Source organism: Pseudomonas sp. TSO6, from assembly GCF_056098905.1.
Window position 1 is genome coordinate 39097 of sequence record NZ_JBLZWV010000021.1, and the last position, 20203, is coordinate 59299.

At 63.1% G+C, this 20203-nt stretch carries 14 protein-coding genes; 7 read left to right on the top strand and 7 right to left on the bottom strand.

Annotated features, from left to right (window positions below; translation table 11 throughout):
• Positions 1 to 3 precede the first annotated feature (3 nt).
• A complete protein-coding gene (uraD, locus tag ACN6NG_RS07150; RefSeq protein ID WP_016498613.1) occupies positions 4 to 519 on the bottom strand; it encodes a 2-oxo-4-hydroxy-4-carboxy-5-ureidoimidazoline decarboxylase in 516 nt (171 codons plus the stop codon).
• Positions 519 to 1445 (bottom strand): allantoinase PuuE, encoded by a 927-nt coding sequence (gene puuE, locus ACN6NG_RS07155; protein ID WP_016498614.1) that lies wholly within the window; start codon positions 1443 to 1445, stop codon positions 519 to 521. Before puuE ends, uraD begins: the two co-directional genes overlap by 1 nt.
• Before the next feature lie 399 nt (positions 1446 to 1844).
• Between puuE and uraH the strand changes: the two genes are divergently transcribed.
• A complete protein-coding gene (uraH, locus tag ACN6NG_RS07160) occupies positions 1845 to 2198 on the top strand; it encodes a hydroxyisourate hydrolase (RefSeq protein ID WP_003254328.1) in 354 nt (117 codons plus the stop codon).
• A gap of 383 nt (positions 2199 to 2581) precedes the next feature.
• On the opposite strand, the gene ACN6NG_RS07165 is transcribed toward uraH, so the two are convergent.
• Positions 2582 to 3931, bottom strand: coding sequence for an NCS2 family permease (locus tag ACN6NG_RS07165; RefSeq protein ID WP_016498615.1), 1350 nt, complete (start codon positions 3929 to 3931; stop codon positions 2582 to 2584).
• Between the two features lie 283 nt (positions 3932 to 4214).
• Here ACN6NG_RS07165 and ACN6NG_RS07170 point away from each other — a divergent pair, with 283 nt between their 5' ends.
• Together ACN6NG_RS07170 and aqpZ are read left to right on the top strand one after the other, a co-directional pair.
• Positions 4215 to 4970 (top strand): GntR family transcriptional regulator, encoded by a 756-nt coding sequence (locus ACN6NG_RS07170; RefSeq protein WP_063423149.1) that lies wholly within the window; start codon positions 4215 to 4217, stop codon positions 4968 to 4970.
• A 236-nt stretch (positions 4971 to 5206) separates the two neighbouring features.
• Positions 5207 to 5905 carry an aquaporin Z gene (aqpZ, locus tag ACN6NG_RS07175; RefSeq protein ID WP_474313344.1) on the top strand — a complete coding sequence of 233 codons (699 nt, stop codon included), beginning with the start codon at positions 5207 to 5209 and terminating at the stop codon, positions 5903 to 5905.
• On the opposite strand, the gene guaD is transcribed toward aqpZ, so the two are convergent.
• The 4 genes from guaD to xdhA form a co-directional block, all read right to left on the bottom strand.
• Positions 5902 to 7206, bottom strand: coding sequence for a guanine deaminase (gene guaD / locus ACN6NG_RS07180; RefSeq protein ID WP_474313345.1), 1305 nt, complete (start codon positions 7204 to 7206; stop codon positions 5902 to 5904). The genes aqpZ and guaD overlap by 4 nt on opposite strands.
• 10 nt (positions 7207 to 7216) lie before the next feature.
• Positions 7217 to 8062 (bottom strand): xanthine dehydrogenase accessory protein XdhC, encoded by an 846-nt coding sequence (gene xdhC / locus ACN6NG_RS07185; RefSeq protein WP_016498618.1) that lies wholly within the window; start codon positions 8060 to 8062, stop codon positions 7217 to 7219.
• Positions 8063 to 8211: 149 nt separating this feature from the next.
• Positions 8212 to 10611, bottom strand: coding sequence for a xanthine dehydrogenase molybdopterin binding subunit (gene xdhB, locus ACN6NG_RS07190; RefSeq protein WP_474313348.1), 2400 nt, complete (start codon positions 10609 to 10611; stop codon positions 8212 to 8214).
• Positions 10604 to 12058 (bottom strand): xanthine dehydrogenase small subunit, encoded by a 1455-nt coding sequence (xdhA, locus tag ACN6NG_RS07195; protein ID WP_063423147.1) that lies wholly within the window; start codon positions 12056 to 12058, stop codon positions 10604 to 10606. Before xdhA ends, xdhB begins: the two co-directional genes overlap by 8 nt.
• 268 nt (positions 12059 to 12326) lie before the next feature.
• Here xdhA and ACN6NG_RS07200 point away from each other — a divergent pair, with 268 nt between their 5' ends.
• The 4 genes from ACN6NG_RS07200 (at position 12327) to ligA (ending at position 20136) form a co-directional block, all read left to right on the top strand.
• Positions 12327 to 12986, top strand: a complete 660-nt coding sequence (locus ACN6NG_RS07200; RefSeq protein WP_016498621.1) for a GntR family transcriptional regulator — start codon at positions 12327 to 12329, stop codon at positions 12984 to 12986.
• Between the two features lie 3 nt (positions 12987 to 12989).
• Entirely contained in the window at positions 12990 to 16478 is a 3489-nt protein-coding gene (gene smc / locus ACN6NG_RS07205) for a chromosome segregation protein SMC (RefSeq protein WP_063423146.1), read from the top strand.
• Between the two features lie 204 nt (positions 16479 to 16682).
• Positions 16683 to 17573, top strand: coding sequence for a cell division protein ZipA (gene zipA, locus ACN6NG_RS07210; protein ID WP_049272885.1), 891 nt, complete (start codon positions 16683 to 16685; stop codon positions 17571 to 17573).
• A 232-nt stretch (positions 17574 to 17805) separates the two neighbouring features.
• Entirely contained in the window at positions 17806 to 20136 is a 2331-nt protein-coding gene (ligA, locus tag ACN6NG_RS07215; protein ID WP_063423145.1) for an NAD-dependent DNA ligase LigA, read from the top strand.
• Positions 20137 to 20203 lie beyond the last annotated feature (67 nt).

The window sequence follows — 20203 nt, forward strand, 5'->3', positions numbered from 1 at the left end:
CGCTTACAACTGCAGCAGGCGGAACAGGGCGATCAGGTTGATCTGCGCCAGGGCTTCCTTGAATTCGGCATCGGCATCGTTGTGGATGCGTTTTTCAAAGGCGGCGAGGATCTGGTGCCGATTGCTGCCCTTTACCGCCATGATGAACGGGAACTGGAACTTGGCTTTGTAGGCATCGTTCAGCTCGGTGAAGCGGGCGAACTCTTCGGCGGTGCACTGGTGGATACCGGCGCCGGCCTGTTCGTTGGTGCTCGATTCGGTCAGCTCGCCCTGGATGGCGGCCTTGCCGGCCAGGTCCGGGTGAGCGTTGATCAGCGCCAGCTGGTCGGCGTGGTTGGCGCTGAGCAGGATGTCGCTCATGCGCTGGTGCAGCGCTTCGATCTCGTCCAGCTCGCCCAACTGGCCCAGGTCGTAGGCTTTTTCGGCAACCCACGGCGAGTGCTCGTAGATGTCGGCGAAGGCCTCGACGAAGGCGTCACGGCTCAGGGCGGAGGGCTTGAGGGTGTTGAAGGCGGTCATCAGGCGTTCTCTTTCTTGTACGGGTGGGTGGCGTGCCAGTGGCGGGCGATATCCACGCGACGGGCGAACCAGACCTGGTCATGGCTTTTTGCGTAATCGACGAAGCGCTTGAGTGCAGCCAGGCGTGCCGGGCGGCCGACCAGGCGGCAGTGCAGGCCGATGGAGAGCATTTTCGGCGCTTCGGCGCCTTCGGCGTACAGCACATCAAAGGCGTCTTTCAGGTACTGGAAGAACTGCTCGCCGCAGTTGAAACCCTGTACCTGGGTGAAACGCATGTCGTTGGTGTCCAGGGTGTAGGGGATCACCAGGTGCGGCTTGTCGGTGGGGTTGTTCGGCTCCCAGTAGGGCAGGTCGTCGTCGTAGGTGTCGCTGTCGTACAGGAACCCGCCTTCTTCCATCACCAGGCGGCGGGTGTTCGGGCCGGTGCGGCCGGTGTACCAGCCCACCGGGCGCTCGCCGGTGAGTTCGGTGAGGATGCGGATGGCTTCGAGCATGTGCTCGCGCTCCTGGGCCTCGTCCATGTTCTGGTAGTCGATCCAGCGGTAGCCGTGGCTGCAGATCTCGTGGCCGGCTTCGGCCATGGCGCGGATCACGTCAGGGTGGCGCTGGGCGGCCATGGCCACGGCGAAGACGGTCAATGGCACGCCGCTGTCCTTGAACAGCTTCAGCAGGCGCCACACGCCAGCACGGCTGCCGTATTCGTACAGCGACTCCATGCTCATGTTGCGCTGGCCCTGCAGCGGCTGGGCAGCGACCATCTCGGACAGGAAGGCTTCGGACTCTTTGTCACCGTGCAGGATGTTGCGTTCGCCGCCTTCCTCGTAATTGAGGACGAAAGACAGCGCGATGCGAGCGTTGCCCGGCCATTGCGGGTGAGGAGGGTTGTTGCCGTAACCGATCAGGTCGCGAGGGTAGTCAGCGCTCACTGCAGTCTTCCTTCTTGTGCGTTAGTGCGGGTGGTGGGCGGGCCGCGTCGGTATGTCGCACCACCGGATGGGCTGATTGTATACAACTTCTGAAATCTTTTGTAAGCCTGTTTTTCCGCATTTCTTCCCTTTTGTCGCCGCGCAGCGGCCTGGAAATACAGTGCAAGAAACCTGCCTGATTGGTCAGCTAATGACGTTTGCCTCGTTACGCGGCCTGTATTTGCGACCGATGGGTCGTTTATGGGCAGGAAATGCCGGGTGCGACAGATGGGTTTAAAAAATTGTGTACAATCTGGCGATGGAATGTCTTAATGGCGTCATTCCCGCCTGCCGCAGGCGCTATGCTGGTGCGATGGCTGAGTATTTTTTGCCCACAGATTGAACAAGAGGCGACACGCAATGGGACGTTTGACCACACACGTACTGGATGCCGCGCATGGCTGCCCGGGCAGCTCGATCAAGGTCGAGCTGTACCGCGTCGAAGGCCAGCAACTGGAGCTGGTGAACACCGCCCTGACCAACAGCGATGGCCGCGTCGACGCGCCGCTGCTGCAGGGTGACGACTACCGCACCGGTGTTTACCAGTTGCAGTTCAGCGCTGGCGATTACTACCGCGCCCGTGGCGTGCAGTTGCCGGCCCAGGCGTTTCTGGATGTTGTTGTGCTGCGCTTTGGCATCGATGAGTCGCAGGAGCACTACCACGTGCCGCTGCTAATCTCGCCGTACAGCTATTCGACCTATCGTGGAAGCTAGTTGGTCGCTAGAAGAATCTTCGTAGGTCCTTTGGCCCGCTCTCACACTGGCGGGCTTTTTTTCGTCTGCAGGAAAGGGGGGCGTGATGGGGGTGTTCGGCGTGAATGTTGTAGCGGGCATGGAATCGCGCGCCGCCCGCGCGGCGCATCGCGAGCTGCGCTCGCTCCTACGTTTGTTTCGGGCTAGTCACGCCTGTGACAGGCGCGCGCGACCGCCTTGTTTGTACGACGCGATATCGCTTCATGCGCCTAGGCGTTCGCGCGCAAATCCCCCAGAAATAACTGGCCCGAAACAAACGTAGGAGCGAGCGCAGCTCGCGACGCGCCGCGTGGGCGGCGCTCGATCTTGAAAACACTAAACTTCTACAGCCAGGCTACCGGTGCTTAGAGGAACACGAACTTGGCAATGAAGATGGCGCACAGCACCCACAGGCTGGCCGAGATTTCCTTGTACTTGCCGGTGCCTGCCTTCAACGCGACGTAGGTGATGAAACCCAGCGCGATACCATCGGCAACGGAGAAGGTCAGCGGCATCATGATGACCGTGACGATCGCCGGAATGCTGTCGGTGGCTTCGTCCCAATGGATGTGCGCCATGCTGCCCATCATCAGCATTGCCACGTAGATCAACGCACCCGCCGTTGCGTAGGCGGGAATCATCCCGGCCAGTGGGGCGAAGAACATCGCGGCGATGAACAGCAGGCCAACCACCACCGCAGTCAGGCCGGTACGACCACCTGCGGCCACACCGGCGGCACTCTCCACATAACTGGTAACTGGAGGCACGCCGACCACAGCACCGAATACGCTGGAAGCACTGTCGGCCTTCAAGGCACGTGAAAGGCCTTCGATACGCCCGTCCGGCGCTACCAGGTTCGCTCGCTGGGCAACCCCCATCAGCGTGCCGGCGGTGTCGAACATGTGTACGAACAGGAACGCCAGCACCACGCTGATCATGCTGACGTTGAACACGCCGGCCACGTCCATGGCCATCCAGGTCGGTGCCAGGCTTGGCGGCATCGACATCACCCCGCCAAACTTGACCAGGCCCAGGCCCCAGCCTGCCAGGGTGACGCCAATGATGCTGATCAGGATCGCGCCGAACACCCGCTTGTAGCTGAGGATGGCGATCAGCAGGAAGCAGATTGCCGCCAGCAGCGGCCCCGGCTCATGCAGCGAGCCCAGCTTGATCAGGGTGGCGGGGCTGTCGACGATGATGCCTGCCGTTTTCAGGCCGATCAGCCCGAGAAACAATCCGACGCCGGCCCCCATGGCATGGCGCAGGCTGACCGGGATGCTGTTCAGCAACCATTCGCGCACTTTCGACAAGGTCAGGAACATGAACAGCACGCCCGAGACGAACACCGCCCCCAGTGCCGTTTCCCAGTTGTAGCCCATGGTGCCGACCACGGTGTAGGTGAAGAAGGCGTTAAGCCCCATGCCCGGCGCCAGGCCCACCGGCCAGTTGGCGTACAAGCCCATCAGCAGGCAGCCCAGCGCGGCGGCGATGCAGGTGGCGACGAAAGCGGCACCATGGTCGATGCCGGCGTCGGCCATGATGTTGGGGTTGACGAAGATGATGTAGGCCATGGTGATGAAGGTGGTCACCCCGGCGATCATTTCGGTTTTGACGGTGCTGCCATGTTGCTTGAGTTTGAAAATCCGCTCCAGCCAGCTTGTTTCGAGCGGTGGGGCGAGATCCAGCGTAGGGGCTTCGGATTTGCGGCTTTCCACAGCAGGTACTCCTCAAGTCATTCTTGTTGTTATGGAGCCAGTTTCCTGCGCAATGCACTTGGCGGCTCCGCGAGGGAAGGCAGACGTCTGACCGTTTTGTTGACTCATGGGTCAAGAAGTTGCTCGGTGGATTATGCTTTTGTGTACAAAGAATGCAAATAATGTTTTATGTTTTGTGTGCGCAATGCGTCGTACAACGGCTATATAGGTAAAACGCCCCCTGCGGAATCGCCTCAGCCTGTGTACAATGGCGCCATACTTTCTCTTCGTGCCTCGAGAGCCCATGAACGAACAGCTGCAACCTCTGAAGAAACCTGCACGTGTCGGCAAGGCCGGCCGCAGTGGTACCCAGGACGACATCGTCTACGCGCACATTTTCGAGGCGATCCTCGAGCAGCGCCTGGCGCCGGGCACCAAGTTGAGCGAGGAAGCGCTGGGCGAAATCTTCGGCGTCAGCCGCACCATCATCCGCCGCGCCCTGTCGCGCCTGGCCCACGAAAGCGTGGTGCTGCTGCGGCCGAACCGCGGTGCAGTGGTGGCCAGCCCCACGGTAGAAGAGGCGCGCCAGGTGTTCTTCTCGCGGCGTATGGTGGAGCGGGCCATTACCGAACTGGCCGTGCAGCACGCCACCCTGGACCAGCTCAACGAACTGCGGCAGATGGTGCGCGAAGAGCGCGACAGCTTCTCTCGCGGTGATCGCGGTGCCGGCATTCGTCTTTCCGGCGAGTTCCACCTCAAGCTGGCGGAAGCCGCGGGCAATGCGCCGCTGGTGAGCTTCCAGCGCAGCCTGGTGTCGCAGACTTCGCTGATCATTGCCCAGTACGAAAGCGGCAACCGCTCGCATTGCTCGTATGACGAGCACATGCAGCTGATCGATGCCATCGAGGCGCGTGATGCCGACCAGGCCGTGAGCCTGATGATGCACCACATGGACCACATCGACAGCAAGCTGAACCTGGACGAGGAGAGTGCCTCGGACGATCTGCATGCGGTGTTCTCGCATTTGCTGAAAAAGCCCAAGGTTTCTGCCAAGGGTTGATCGTTTGCCAAGGTGAGTGAAGGGGGCTGCTTTGCAGCCCATTCGCAGCACAAGGCTGCTCCTACAGGCGATACGCGATCCCTGTAGGAGCAGCCTTGTGCTGCGAATGGGGCGCGAAGCGGCCCCCAGTCATTTCTGGCCATCAGCCAAACGTCTGCTAAATTCTTGTGAGCAAACCTTCATCAAGCAGTTGGGCTTGCGCATTCGTTGCGTTCAACTTCTTGAGGAATGGATTCATGAGCATGTCCCTCGGTAAACGCATGGGTGCCGAACTTATCGGCACCTTCTGGCTGGTCCTTGGTGGCTGTGGCAGTGCGGTCCTCGCAGCCAGTTCGCCTCTCGGTATCGGCGTTCTCGGTGTTGCCTTCGCCTTCGGCCTCACAGTGCTGACCATGGCCTTCGCCATCGGCCATATCTCTGGCTGTCACCTCAACCCTGCCGTGTCGTTCGGGCTGGTGGTGGGGGGGCGCTTTCCTGCCAAAGAGCTGCTGCCCTACGTGATCGCGCAAGTGATTGGCGCCATCCTGGCGGCCGGGGTGATCTACCTCATCGCCAGCGGCAAGGCCGGTTTCGAGTTGTCGTCGGGATTGGCTTCAAACGGCTATGCCGACCACTCGCCCGGTGGTTATACGCTGGGTGCGGGTGTCATCAGTGAAGTGGTGATGACGGCGATGTTCCTGGTGGTGATCATGGGGGCGACCGATTCCCGGGCGCCGGCAGGTTTTGCGCCCATAGCCATCGGACTGGCCCTGACCCTGATCCACCTGATATCGATCCCGATCACCAACACCTCGGTCAACCCCGCGCGTAGCACGGGGCCGGCCTTGTTCGTCGGTGGCTGGGCCCTGCAACAGCTGTGGCTGTTCTGGGTGGCGCCGCTGATCGGTGCTGCAATCGGCGGCGCGCTTTACCGGGGCCTTGCAAAAGAGCCTTAGCGCTGGTGCACGCAACGCCCGGCAGCGTAGGTTTCGCGCACAGTGCGGTCATCGCCCAGGGTGGTGAGCACGAACAGGGTCTCTTCGATGCTGTTGGACTGCTGAATGCGGTAGTCCAGCAGCGGCGTGGCCTTGTAGTCCAGCACCACGAAGTCGGCATCATTGCCCGGGCGCAGGCTGCCGATGCGGTCGTCCAGGCGCAGGGCGCGGGCGCCGCCGAGGGTGGCCAGGTACAGCGACTTGTACGGGTGCAGGCGCGCGCCTTGCAGCTGCATCACCTTGTACGCTTCGTTCAGGGTGTTGAGCAACGAGAAGCTGGTGCCGGCACCGACGTCGGTACCCAGGCCCACGTTGACCTTGAAGCGCTCAGCCTGGGGCAGGTTGAACAGGCCGCTGCCGAGGAACAGGTTGGAGGTGGGGCAGAAGGCCACGGCCGAGCCGGTTTCGGCCAGGCGCTGGCATTCGTCGTCGCACAGGTGCACGCCGTGGGCAAACACCGAGCGCTCGCCCAACAGCTCGAAGTGGTCGTACACGTCCAGGTAACCCTTCTGCTCAGGGAACAGCGACTTGACCCAGTCGATTTCCTTGAGGTTTTCCGACAGGTGCGTGTGCATGTACACGCCCGGGTGTTCCTTGAGTAACTGGCCGGCCAGGGTCAGCTGTTCGGGTGTGCTGGTCGGGGCGAAGCGCGGGGTAACTGCGTAATGCAGGCGGCCCTTGCCGTGCCAACGCTCGATCAGTGCCTTGCTCTCGGCATAGCCGGATTCGGCGGTGTCGGTCAGGTAGTCCGGGGCGTTGCGGTCCATCATCACCTTGCCGGCGATCAGACGCAGGTCCAGGCGCTCGGCCTCTTCGAACAGGGCGTTGACCGATTCCGGGTGCACGCTACCGAATACCAGCGCGGTGGTGGTGCCGTTGCGCAGCAGTTCCTTGAGGAAGATTTTCGCCACCTGGTCGGCGTGCGCTTTGTCGGCGAACTGCTTTTCGCAGGGGAAGGTGTAGGTGTTCAGCCAGTCCAGCAGTTGCTCGCCGTAAGAGCCGATCATGCCGGTTTGCGGGAAATGGATGTGGGTGTCGATAAAACCCGGGGTGATCAGCGCGTCCTGGTAGTGCTCCACCAGGATGCCTGCTTCCAGGGTCGGCAGCAGTTCGCTGGCGTGGCCAATGGCGCTGATGCGGCCGTCGTCGACCACCAGCAGGCCGTCTTCGAAATACTCATGGGAAGCCTCCAGGCCCACCTCGGCCGGGTCGGCGATGCTGTGCAGGATGGCGGCACGGTAGGCTTTGCGGGTAACGGTCATAACACACTCGTCAAATAGCTTGGCTGCGCCGGGAGGGCGGCAGCAACTGGGCAATGGGGCCGGCATTGGCAGCAGCGTCGTGCTGGCCGAAGCAGGCGTTGTAGGTGGCGATGATTTCGCCGGCGATGGACACGGCGATTTCGATGGGCAGCTTGCCCTTTACCTCGGGCAGGCCCATCGGGCAGCGCATGCGCGCCAGCACGGCCTCGTCGTAGCCGCGCTCGCGCAGGCGGTGCTCGAACTTGACCCGTTTGGTCTTCGAGCCGATCAGGCCGAACCAGGTGAAGTCGTTGCGCTTGAGAATGGCGGCGGTCAGCTCCAGGTCGAGCTGGTGGTTGTGGGTCATGACGATGCAGTAGCAGCCTGGTGGCAGGTCTGCGACTTCGTCGACCGGTTCCTCACTGACGACCTTGGTCACCCCGTTGGGGATGAGCTCGGGGAATTCCTGTTCGCGCGAATCGATCCAGCGCACCCGGCAGGGCAGCGCGGCGAGCAAGGGTACCAGAGCCCGGCCGACATGGCCCGCGCCGAACACGGCGATCTGCGCCTGCACGGCGGCCATGGGCTCGAACAGCAGCACGGTGACGCCGCCGCAGCACTGGCCCAGGCTGGCGCCAAGGCTGAAGCGCTCCAGGTGTGGGGTGGTACGCTGCTCTTCGAGCATTTGCCGGGCGATGTGCAGGGCCTTGTATTCCAGGTGGCCGCCGCCGATGGTGTCGAACAGGCCACTGGCGCTGACCACCATCTTCGAGCCTGCGTTGCGCGGGGTCGAGCCGCGCTCCTCGATGATGGTCACCAGCACGCAGGCTTCGCCACGGGACTGGTGGTCGGCGAGGGCGTTGATCCATTGGTGCATGATGCAGATCCTCATTCCAGGTGGCCTGTTCGGGCCCTATCGCCGGCAAGCCGGGCTCCCACAAATACAGCACAGAGCTTGCCAGCGGTGCAGCACCTGTGGGAGCCCGGCTTGCCGGCGATAGGGCCCGAACAGGCGCCCACCCAACCTCAGTGAGTGACGGTTTCCAGTTGCTGTTCTACAGGCTGAGTGGCAGCCACCACCTTGCGCATCTGCTCACAACCCCACAGCACCCGCTCCGGTGTCGCCGGCGCGTCAATGTTCGGCTGCACGCGGTAGTCGGCCAGGCTGGCCACGGCATCCTTGATCGCACACCAGGCCGCAATGCCGAGCATGAACGGCGGCTCGCCCACGGCCTTGGAATGGAACACGGTGTCTTCCGGGTTCTTGCGGTTTTCCACCAGCTTCACCCGCAGGTCCAGCGGCATGTCGGCGACGGCCGGGATCTTGTAGCTGGCCGGGCCGTTGGTCATCAGTTTGCCCTTGGCGTTCCATACCAGTTCTTCGGTGGTCAGCCAACCCATGCCCTGGATGAAGCCGCCTTCCACCTGGCCAATGTCGATGGCCGGGTTAAGCGAGTCACCCACGTCGTGCAGGATGTCGGCGCGCAGCATCTTGTATTCGCCGGTCAGGGTATCCACGATCACTTCCACGCAGGCAGCGCCGAAGGCGTAGTAGTAGAACGGCCGGCCGCGTGCTTGGCTGCGGTCGTAGAAGATTTTCGGCGTGCGATAGAACCCGGTGCTGGACAGCGACACCTGCGCGAAGTAAGCCTGCTGCACCAGTTGCTCGAAGCTGACGATCTGGTCGCGCATGCGCACATGGCCGTTGCGGAACTCGACGTCTTCCTCGGTTACCTGATAGTGCCGTGCGGCAAACTCGGTCAGGCGCCGCTTGAGGATTTCGGCAGCGTTCTGCGCTGCCTTGCCATTCAGGTCGGCGCCACTGGAGGCTGCGGTCGGCGAGGTGTTGGGCACCTTGTCGGTGTTGGTGGCGGTGATCTGTATGCGGCTGAAGTCCACCTGGAAGATCTGCGCCACTACCTGGGCCACCTTGGTGTTCAGGCCCTGGCCCATCTCGGTGCCGCCGTGGTTCAGGTGAATGCTGCCATCGGTGTAGATGTGGATCAGCGCACCGGCCTGGTTGAGGAAGGTGGCGGTGAACGAAATGCCGAACTTGACCGGCGTCAGCGCCAGGCCCTTCTTCAGCACCGGGCTGTTGGCGTTGAAGCGGCGGACCGACTCGCGGCGCTCGGCGTAGTCGCTGCTGGCTTCCAGGTCGGCGGTCATCTCTTCGAGCATGTTGTGCTCGACGGTCTGGTAGTAGTGGGTGACGTTACGCTCGGTCTTGCCGTAGTAGTTGGCCTTGCGCACCGCCAGCGGGTCACGGCCCAGGTGGCGGGCGATATGGTCCATTACCTGCTCGATGGCGACCATGCCCTGCGGGCCGCCAAAGCCGCGGTAGGCGGTGTTGGAGGCGGTGTTGGTCTTGCAGCGGTGGCCATGCACGGTGGCATCGCCCAGGTAGTAGGCGTTGTCGGAGTGGAACATGGCGCGGTCGACGATCGAGCCCGACAGGTCGGGCGAGTAACCGCAGTTGCCGGCCAGGTCGAAGTTGATACCGTGCAGCCGGCCGGTGTCGTCAAAGCCCACGTCGTACTCGACGTAGAACGGGTGGCGCTTGCCGGTCATGGTCATGTCTTCGACCCGCGGCAGGCGCATCTTGGTGGGCTGGCCGGTCAGGCGCGCAATTACCGCGCACAGGCACGCCGGGCTGGCGGCCTGGGTTTCCTTGCCACCAAAACCGCCACCCATGCGGCGCATGTCCAGCACCACCTTGTTCATCGGCACGTCGAGCACTTCAGCGACCAGTTTCTGCACTTCGGTGGGGTTCTGCGTGGAGCAGTAGACGATCATGCCGCCGTCTTCGGTAGGCATCACCGAGGAAATCTGCGTTTCCAGGTAGAAGTGTTCCTGGCCGCCGATGTGCAGGGTGCCCTGAATGCGGTGCGGGGCTGTGGCCAGGGCGGCAGCGGAGTCGCCGCGCTGGTGGGTGTGGCTGTCGAGTACGAAGTGCTTTTGGCGCAGCGCATCGACCACATCCAGCACCGGTTCAAGGTCTTCGTATTCGACGATGGCGGCCATGGCCGCACGGCGTGCGGTTTCAAGGTCACGGGCGGCCACGGCAAGCACCGGCTGGCCGAAGAACTCGACCTTGTCGATGGCCAGCAGCGGGTCGCCGGCCACCACCGGGCCGATGTCTTTCAGGCCGGGAATGTCTTCGTGGGTGATGGCAATACGCACACCCTCGAAGGCATAGCACGGCGTGGTGTCGATGCGCAAAATGCGCGCATGGGCGCGGTCGGCGGTGCGCGCATAGACGTGCAGCTGGTTGGGGAATTCCAGGCGGTCGTCGATGTACAGCGCCTCGCCGGATACATGCTTGTCGGCGCTGTCATGCTTGACGCTGCGGCCCACCCCGGTGGTCAGGTCCTGGCTGAACAGCTCGGCCATCTCGGCCTGGCTCTTGGCTACGTGATGGTTAGACATAAGCGGTCACCCGGGTTTCGATGTGCGGCGTTTGCTGTTCGATGAAGTACTTGCGCAGCAGGTTCTGCGCGGTCAGCAGGCGGTATTCCTTGCTGGCGCGGAAGTCGCTGAGCGGGGTGAAGTCCTCGGCCAGGGCCTGGCAGGCACGTTCGATGGCGGCCTGGTTCCATGGCTTGCCGCGCAATGCGGCTTCGCAGGCGCGGGCCCGTTTAGGGATGGCCGCCATGCCGCCGAAGGCGATGCGCACACCACTGACCACGCCGTTTTCGATACTCAGGTTGAAGGCCGCACACACGGCAGAAATGTCGTCGTCCAGGCGCTTGGACACTTTGTAGGCGCGGAACGCCCAGTCGCTGGTGGCGCGAGGCACGATGATCTTCTCGATGAACTCGCTGTCCTGGCGGGCAGTGATGCGGTAGTCGATGAAGTAGTCTTCCAGTGCCAGCGTGCGCTGGCGCTCGCCTTGGCGCAGCACGATCTGCGCGTCCAGGGCAATCAGCAGGGGCGGCGAGTCGCCGATGGGCGAGGCGTTGCCGATATTGCCGCCCAGGGTGCCCTGGTTGCGAATCTGCAGCGAGGCGAAGCGGTGCAGCAGGTCGCCGAAGTCCGGGTACTCCTCGTGGAGTGCGCCGTAGCAGTCGGTAAGCGGGGTGGCCGCGCCGATTTCCAGGTGGCTGGCGGTTTTTTCGATGCGCTTGAGCTCGGCCACGTGGCCGACATAAATCATCACCGGCAAGGTCTTGTGGAACTGGGTCACTTCCAGGGCCAGGTCGGTACCGCCGGCCAGCAGGCGGGCTTCGGGGTGTGAGCTGTACAGGTCGGCCAGGTCGGCCACGGTCAGCGGCACCAGGCAACGCTTGTCGCCGCTGTTCAGCTCTCCCGTCTGGGTCGGCGTAATGGCCTTGAGGCGGCTGATGGTGTGCGCCTGCTGGGCATCGAACTGGTCGCGGCAGGGCTGGCGGCAGCTCTGCTCGGCGGCGTCGAGGATCGGGCGGTAGCCGGTGCAGCGGCACAGGTTGCCGGCCAGGGCTTCCTGGGCCTGGTGCAGGTCGGGGCCGCTGCTGTTCTTTTGCAGGGCGAACAGCGACATGACAAAGCCTGGGGTGCAGAAGCCGCATTGCGAGCCATGGCAATCGGCCATGGCCTGTTGCACGCTGTGCAATTGGCCCTGATGCTTGAGACCTTCGACGCTGATCAGTTGCTTGCCGTGCAGCGACGAGACAAAGGTGAGGCACGAGTTGAGGCTGCGGTAGCGCAGGCTGTCGTTGCCTTGTTCGTCCTGGGTCAATTCGCCGACGACCACGGTGCAGGCGCCGCAGTCACCACTGGCGCAGCCCTCCTTGGTGCCGGGTTTGCCCAAGTGCTCGCGCAGGTACTGCAGCACCGTCATGTTCGGGTCCAGGGCGTGCTCACTACGCAGCTCCTGGTTGACGAGAAACTGGATCACGGGGATGGCCTCGCAATGGTTTTATTGTTGTTGGGCGGACTCTAAGCAACACCTGTCTATCAGGTCAATATTTTTCTGACTCAAAGGTCAGGAAATTACTCGGATCAACGCCCGGCCGAACACATTGCCTCTATAGCAAGCATAGATCGCGCCGGGCGCGCGGCTGTCTGGCAGGTCAAATAAACCGCCTGGCCCCTCTGCGCGATTACCGCCCAAGTACGCTACAATCCGGCCCTTGTGCCCAGTTCAATGATTTTGAAGGAAAACCATGACGTTCAAGGCCCCGGACAGCCTCTCCGAGCAGATTGCCGATTACCTGGCCGAACGCATCATCCGCGGCGAGCTGGCGCCAGGCGAGCGTATCCAGGAGCAGAAGGTGACCCTGGCCCTGAACGTCAGCCGTGGCTCGGTGCGCGAAGCGTTGTTGATCCTCGAGCGCCGGCACCTGGTGGCGATCTTGCCGCGTCGGGGTGCCCACGTGACCGTGCTGGACGAGCGCAGCGTGCGCAGCCTGTGTTCCTTGATGGGCGAGTTCTACATTCTGCTGGGCAATGCGGTTGCGCAAAAATGGCGCACTGATGCCGACCTGCGCCCGTTTCTGGATATTCAGCAGCGCCTGCAGCGTGCCCATGACCAGCTCGACATCAAGACGTTTGTCGCCGATAGCTTCGCGGTGATGCGCGCAGCCTATCCGTTCGCCGACAACCCGTTCCTGCAGGAAACCGTGGAAAACCTGCAGCCGGCCATGAGCCGTGCCTACTACCTGTCGCTGGACCAGCGCCAGGCCAACATGATCGACTACCTCGACCTGTTCGCCCGCCTGCTCGACGCCGTTGTCGCACGCGACCTGCCGCGCATTCGCGAGGTGCTTACCGCCTATGGCCAGCGCAGCTGCGAACTGGTGCTGGCGGCGCTGGCCCGAGGCTGACCGATGCGCCTGAAGTGCATTCGCCTGGCCGGCTTCAAGTCGTTCGTCGACCCGACCACGGTCAATTTCCCCAGCAACATGGCGGCCGTGGTCGGCCCCAATGGCTGCGGCAAGTCCAACATCATCGACGCGGTGCGCTGGGTGATGGGCGAGAGCTCGGCAAAAAACCTGCGCGGCGAATCGATGACCGACGTCATCTTCAACGGCTCCAGTGGCCGCAAGCCGGTCAGCCAGGCCAGCATCGAGCTGGTGTTCGACAACAGCGAAACCACCCTGGTAGGCGAGTACGCCGCCTACGCCGAAATTTCGATCCGCCGCAAGGTCACCCGCGACGGGCAGAACAGCTATTACCTTAACGGCACCAAGTGCCGCCGGCGCGACATCACCGATATTTTCCTCGGTACCGGCCTGGGGCCGCGCAGCTATTCGATCATCGAGCAGGGGATGATCTCCAAGCTGATCGAGGCCAAGCCCGAGGAGCTGCGCAACTTTATCGAGGAAGCCGCTGGCATCTCCAAGTACAAGGAGCGCCGTCGCGAAACCGAGAACCGCATCCGCCGCACCCAGGAAAACCTGGCGCGCCTGACCGACCTGCGCGAAGAGCTTGAGCGCCAGCTGGAGCGCCTGCACCGCCAGGCCCAGGCGGCGGAGAAGTACCGCGAGTACAAGGCCCAGGAGCGCCAGTCGAAGGCACGCCTGTCGGCCTTGCGCTGGCGCGGCCTGGACGAGCAGGTGCGCCAGCGCGAGTCGGTGATTGGCGATCAGGATGTCTCTCATGAGGCGTTGGTGGCCGAGCAGCGCAATGCCGATGCCAGCATCGAGCGCCTGCGCGATGGCCACCATGAATTGTCTGAACGCTTCAACCAGGTGCAGGGCCGCTTCTACTCGGTAGCCGGTGACATTGCCCGGGTCGAACAGAGTATCCAGCACGGCCAGCAGCGCCTGCGCCAGTTGCAGGACGATTTCAAGGAAGCCGAGCGCACCCGGCTGGAGACCGAATCGCACCTGGGCCACGACCGCACCTTGCTGGCCACCCTGGGCGAAGAGCTGGCCATGCTCGAACCCGAGCAGGAAATGACCCTGGCCGCCGCCGAAGAGGCCGCCGCGGCCCTTGAAGAAGCCGAGTCGGGCATGCACGGCTGGCAGGAGCAGTGGGACAGCTTCAACAGCCGCTCCGCCGAGCCACGCCGCCAGGCCGAAGTGCAGCAGGCGCGCCTGCAACAGCTGGAAGCCAGCCTGGAGCGTTTGGCCGAGCGCCAGCGCAAGCTGGGCGAGGAGCGCGAGCAACTGGGTAGTGACCCGCAGGATGCCGCCATGCTCGAATTGGCCGAGCAATTGGCCAGCAGTAAAATGCTGCTGGAAGAACTGCAGCTGTCCGAAGAGCAGGTAGTGGAGCGCTTGGAAGGCGCGCGCGAGCAACTGCAACAGGCCACCCAGGCCCAGCAGCAGGCGCAGGGCGACCTGCAGCGCCTGGGTGGTCGTCTGGCCTCGCTCGAAGCCTTGCAGCAGGCTGCCCTGGAACCTGGCGCAGGTGCTGCAGACTGGCTGCAAGGCCAAGGCCTGGAACAACAGCCACGCCTGGCTGAAGGCTTGCGGGTAGAGCCGGGTTGGGAGTTGGCAGTAGAAACAGTGCTTGGCGCCGATCTGCAGGCCGTGCTGGTGGATGATTTCGATACGCTCGATTTCACAGGCCTTGAGCAAGGTGAACTGCGCTTGCTGCAGGCCAGCGGCAAGTGTGCGTCGTTGCCCGGCAGCCTGCTGGAAAAGGTCGAGGGCCGTATCGACCTGGCGCCCTGGCTGGGCCAGGTCAAGCCTGTGGAAGACCTGGCCCAGGCGCTGGCACAGCGCGCGTCGCTTGGCGAAGGGCAGAGCCTGGTCAGCCGCGATGGCTACTGGGTAGGCCAGCACTTCCTGCGGGTGCGCCGTGGCGGTGAAGCCGAAGGCGGCGTGCTGGCGCGTGGCCAGGAGATCGAGCGCCTGGGCCTGGAGCAACATGAGCAGGAAGCGGCACTGGAGCAGTTGGAGCAACAGCTGCAGGCCCTGCGCGAGCAGCAGCTGGACCAGGAAGAGCAGCGCGAACAGCTGCGCCGCCGCACCCAGGAAGAAAACCGTCTGCATGGCGAACTGAACGCCAGCCTGTCGGCCAGCCGTGCCCGGGCCGAGCAGGTCGAGCTGCGCCGTCGACGCCTGCTTGAAGAACTGGCCGAGCTCGAAGAGCAGCGCGCCCTGGAGCATGAGCAGCTAGGTGAAGCGCGCTTGCTGCTGCAGGAAGCCCTGGAGCTGATGGCCCAGGACACCGAGCAGCGCGAGCAGTTGATGGCTCGCCGCGACACCCTGCGCGAAGGCCTCGACCGGGTACGCCAGGAGGCTCGCCAGCACAAGGACCACGCCCACCAGTTGGCCGTGCGCCTGGGTTCGCTGCGCGCCCAGCACGACTCTACTCATCAGGCCCTGGAGCGCCTGGAACAGCAGGCCGCGCGCCTGACCGAGCGCCAGGAGCAACTGAGCCTGAACCTGGAAGAGGGCGAGGCCCCCCAGGAAGAACTGCGCCTGAAGCTCGAAGAGCTGCTGGAGCGGCGCATGAGCGTTGACGAGGAAATGCGCAAGGCCCGCCTGCACATGGACGAAGCCGACCGCGAACTGCGTGATGCCGAAAAACGCCGCACCCAGGCCGAGCAGCAAGCCCAACTGCTGCGCGGCCAGCTGGAAACACTGCGCCTGGAGTGCCAGGGCCTGGATGTACGACGCAAGACCCTGCAGGAGCAGTTGCTGGCCGACGGCTACGACCTGCAAGGCGTGCTCGCCACCCTGGAGGCCGAGGCCAGCGAGCAGGGCACCGAACAGGAACTGGAGCAGCTCGAAGCACGCATCCAGCGCCTGGGCGCGATCAACCTGGCCGCCATCGAGGAATATGAACAGCAGTCCGAGCGCAAGCGCTACCTGGACGCGCAGGACGCCGACCTGGTCGAGGCCCTGGAGACCCTGGAAAACGTCATCCGCAAGATCGACAAGGAAACGCGCAACCGCTTCAAGGATACCTTTGATCAGATAAATGCCGGATTACAGGCACTTTTCCCAAAAGTTTTCGGTGGTGGCAGCGCTTATCTGGAACTGACGGGCGAAGATCTACTCGATACAGGGGTGACGATCATGGCGCGACCACCGGGCAAGAAGAACAGCACCATCCATCTGCTGTCCGGTGGCGAGAAGGCACTGACCGCTTTGGCGCTGGTGTTTGCCATCTTCAAGTTGAACCCCGCACCGTTCTGCATGCTCGACGAGGTCGATGCACCGCTGGACGATGCCAACGTCGGGCGTTACGCGCGCCTGGTCAAGGAAATGAGTGAAAGCGTGCAGTTCATCTACATCACGCATAACAAGATTGCCATGGAGATGGCGGACCAATTGATGGGGGTGACCATGCATGAACCAGGTTGTTCACGTCTTGTTGCAGTTGATGTGGAGGCGGCCATGGCCATGGTCGACGCTTGATGTGCGACGATGGGGGCACATTCTGGAGCGAAATGCCCCGTCATGTGCGACAGACGGTGTAAAGTTGTCTTTGGTCGTGCTAGCTTAATGTCACTCGTTTTTTGCGTGGGTAAAACGCCTGTCAGAACATAGAGTTGGCGCCACGTGTTAAAGGGCTTTGAACCCTTTGTTTTCAAGCATATTTTTATAGAGGCACGGGATTACATGGAAATCGGTCTGCGCGAGTGGCTGATCGTCATCGGCATCATTGTCATTGCCGGGATTCTTTTCGACGGCTGGCGCCGCATGCGCGGCGGGAAAGGCAAGTTGAAATTCCGTCTGGATCGCAGTTATTCCAACCAGCCGGACGAAGAGGGTGGCAGCGCCGAAGTGCTCGGCCCGTCGCGTGTGCTGGACACCCACAAGGAGCCTGAGCTGGACGAAAGCGACCTGCCGTCGCTCAGCGCTTCTTCGCGTGATCGCGAGCGTGAGCCCAAGCCGGCCAAGGCCAGCAAGCGCAACAAGCGCGCCACCGCAGCGGCGGATGTGCAGCAGGGTGACCTGAACCTGAGTGCCGACACGCGCGAGCCGGACCTGTTTGCCGACAGCGATGACGACTTTGCCGCCGACAACACCCGCAGCAGCAGCCCGGCGCCTGCCACCAGCCTCAAGGAGCTGCCACCGGCCGAGGAAGTGCTGGTGATCAGCGTTATTTCCCGTGACGAGGGCGGCTTCAAAGGCCCGGCACTGCTGCAGAATATTCTGGAAAGCGGCCTGCGCTTCGGCGAAATGGACATCTTCCACCGCCACGAGAGCATGGCCGGCCACGGCGAAGTGCTGTTTTCCATGGCCAACGCGGTAAAACCTGGCGTGTTCGACCTGGACGACATCGACCACTTCAGCACCCGTGCGGTGAGCTTCTTCCTAGGCCTGCCGGGCCCGCGTCATCCGAAGCAGGCCTTCGACGTGATGGTCGCCGCGGCGCGCAAACTGGCCCACGAACTCAACGGCGAGCTCAAGGACGACCAGCGCAGCGTGCTGACGGCCCAGACCATCGAGCACTACCGCCAGCGCATCGTCGAGTTCGAGCGCCGTGCGCTGACCCAGAAGCGCTGACAGATCCAGACGAAAGAGCAGCCTGAGGGCGTGCTGGTCGGTTCGGGAGTTACTGCCTGACCCGGCCCTGTCGCCGGCCAGCCAGCTCCCACAGGAGTACCACTGCCTTCCAGGCTCGTGGTGTACCTGTGGGAGCTGGCTGGCCGGCGATAGGGTCGGGTCAGGCAATTACCAATCCAGGCCCCAGACACCACCCCAGGCTGCTCTTTTTGCTTTGCAAGAGACCCTGAAAATGACCGCCGAAACCCGTATCCACGAACTGCGTGCCGAACTCGACCAGCACAACTACCGCTACTACGTGCTCGACGAACCCAGCGTGCCCGATGCCGAATACGACCGCCTGTTCAACGAACTGAAGGCGCTTGAGGCTGAAAACCCCCACTTGGTAACCCCCGATTCGCCAACCCAGCGCGTCGGCGGCCAGGCTTTGTCCGCCTTCAGCCAGGTGCGCCACGAAGTGCCCATGCTCAGCCTGGGCAACGCCTTCGAAGAAACCGACCTGCGTGAGTTCGGTCGCCGCGTGGTAGAAGGCCTCGACCAGCCCGGGGCGGTTGACTACAGCTGCGAGCCCAAGCTCGACGGCCTGGCGGTGAGCCTGCTGTACCGCGACGGCCAGCTGGTGCAGGGCGCCACCCGTGGTGACGGCACCACCGGCGAGGATATCAGCGCCAACGTGCGCACCGTGCGCAACATCCCGCTCAAACTGCAGGGCCAGGGCTGGCCGGCGGTGCTGGAGGTACGCGGTGAGGTGTACATGAGCAAGGCCGGTTTCGACCGGCTCAATGCGGCCCAGGCCGAAGCCGGCGGCAAGACCTTCGCCAACCCGCGCAACGCCGCCGCCGGCAGCCTGCGTCAGCTGGACTCGAAGATTACCGCCAGCCGCCCCCTGGAGTTCTGCTGCTATGGCGTTGGCCAGGTGTCCGAGAGCATCGGCGACAGCCACATCGGCACCCTCGAGCAGCTCAAGGCCTGGGGGCTGCCGATCAGTCGCGAGCTCAGGCACGCTGCCGGCATCGATGAATGCCTGGCCTACTACCGCGACATCGGCGAGCGGCGCAACAGCTTGCCTTACGAAATCGACGGCGTGGTGTTCAAGGTCAACAGCCTGGCGGCCCAGCGCGAGCTGGGTTTCCGAGCCCGTGAGCCACGCTGGGCAATTGCCCACAAGTTCCCGGCCATGGAAGAGCTTACCGAGGTGCTGGACGTCGAGTTCCAGGTTGGCCGCACAGGTGCGGTAACGCCAGTGGCGCGCCTGAAGCCAGTCAAGGTTGCCGGTGTGACCGTGTCCAACGCCACCTTGCACAACATGGACGAAATCGCCCGCCTGGGCCTGCGCATTGGTGACACGGTGATTATCCGCCGTGCCGGTGACGTGATCCCGCAGGTGATGCAAGTCGTGCTGGAGCGCCGCCCGGAAGATGCCCGCCCGGTACAAGTGCCCAGCGAGTGCCCGGTGTGTGGCTCGCAGGTCGAGCGTACCCAGCTGGTCAAGCGCAGCAAAGGCAAGGAAACCACCAGCGAAGGTGCGGTGTACCGCTGTGTCGGTCGCCTGGCCTGTGGCGCCCAGCTCAAGCAGGCGATCATTCACTACGTGTCGCGCCGTGCCATGGACATTGACGGCCTGGGCGAGAAGAGCGTCGAGCAACTGGTGGACGAAGGCCTGATCCGCTCGCCGGCGGATCTGTACAAGCTGGAGTTCGAGCAGATTGTCGGCCTTGAAGGCTTTGCCGAGGTGTCCAGCAAGAAGTTGCTCGATGCCATCGAAGCCAGCAAGCGCCCGAGCCTGGCGCGCTTCATCTACGCCCTGGGCATTCCGGATGTAGGCGAAGAGACCGCCAAGGTACTCGCCCGCTCGCTGGGTAGCCTTGCGCGTGTGCAGCAGGCGCTGCCGCAGGTGCTTACCTACCTGCCGGACATCGGCCTGGAAGTGGCCTACGAGATTCACAACTTCTTCGAAGACGAGCATAACCAGAAGGTCATTGAACAGCTTCTGGCCAGCGGCATGCAATTACAGGACGAAGGTGAACTGGCTGCCGAATTCGCTGCCAGCACCACCTTGGCCGGGATGATCGCCAAGCTCGACATCGCCTCGGTAGGCCCGACCGGTGCCGAGAAGCTGGTGGCCAAGCTGGACAGCCTGGACAAGATCATCGCCGCCGACGGCATCGACCTGCGCCAAGCCCTGGCGGCCAAGCAGGCTGACGCCGTGCGTGAGTTCTTCAAGGATGAAGCGAATCAGAAGCTGGCGCGGGACATCGAAGCCCAGTTGCTGGCGTTCGGCATGCATTGGAGCAGCGAGAAGAAGGTAGCCGAGGGCTTGCCGCTGGCCGGCCAGACTTGGGTGCTGACGGGTACGCTGGAGCGCATGAGCCGCGACATCGCCAAGGACAAGCTGGAAAGCCTGGGCGCCAAGGTGGCCGGTTCGGTGTCTGGCAAGACCCACTGCGTGGTGGCAGGGCCAGGGGCAGGCTCCAAGCTTGCCAAGGCCGCTGAGCTGGGCGTGAAGGTGCTGGACGAAGATGCCTTCGTCACTTTCCTGGCCGAACAGGGCATTGCTATCTGAAGCCCTGCGCTATCCCCGGCCCAAACATTCTGGCTCGATACCAAGATTCAGAGCTTGTACGGTCCCT

Coding starts and splice junctions, on each gene's coding strand:
- uraD (WP_016498613.1), bottom strand. CDS start 519: ATGACCGCCTTCAACACCCTCAAGCCCTCCGCCCTGAGCCGTGACGCC.
- uraH (WP_003254328.1), top strand. CDS start 1,845: ATGGGACGTTTGACCACACACGTACTGGATGCCGCGCATGGCTGCCCG.
- ACN6NG_RS07170 (WP_063423149.1), top strand. CDS start 4,215: ATGAACGAACAGCTGCAACCTCTGAAGAAACCTGCACGTGTCGGCAAG.
- aqpZ (WP_474313344.1), top strand. CDS start 5,207: ATGAGCATGTCCCTCGGTAAACGCATGGGTGCCGAACTTATCGGCACC.
- guaD (WP_474313345.1), bottom strand. CDS start 7,206: ATGACCGTTACCCGCAAAGCCTACCGTGCCGCCATCCTGCACAGCATC.
- xdhC (WP_016498618.1), bottom strand. CDS start 8,062: ATGCACCAATGGATCAACGCCCTCGCCGACCACCAGTCCCGTGGCGAA.
- xdhB (WP_474313348.1), bottom strand. CDS start 10,611: ATGTCTAACCATCACGTAGCCAAGAGCCAGGCCGAGATGGCCGAGCTG.
- ACN6NG_RS07200 (WP_016498621.1), top strand. CDS start 12,327: ATGACGTTCAAGGCCCCGGACAGCCTCTCCGAGCAGATTGCCGATTAC.
- smc (WP_063423146.1), top strand. CDS start 12,990: ATGCGCCTGAAGTGCATTCGCCTGGCCGGCTTCAAGTCGTTCGTCGAC.
- zipA (WP_049272885.1), top strand. CDS start 16,683: ATGGAAATCGGTCTGCGCGAGTGGCTGATCGTCATCGGCATCATTGTC.
- ligA (WP_063423145.1), top strand. CDS start 17,806: ATGACCGCCGAAACCCGTATCCACGAACTGCGTGCCGAACTCGACCAG.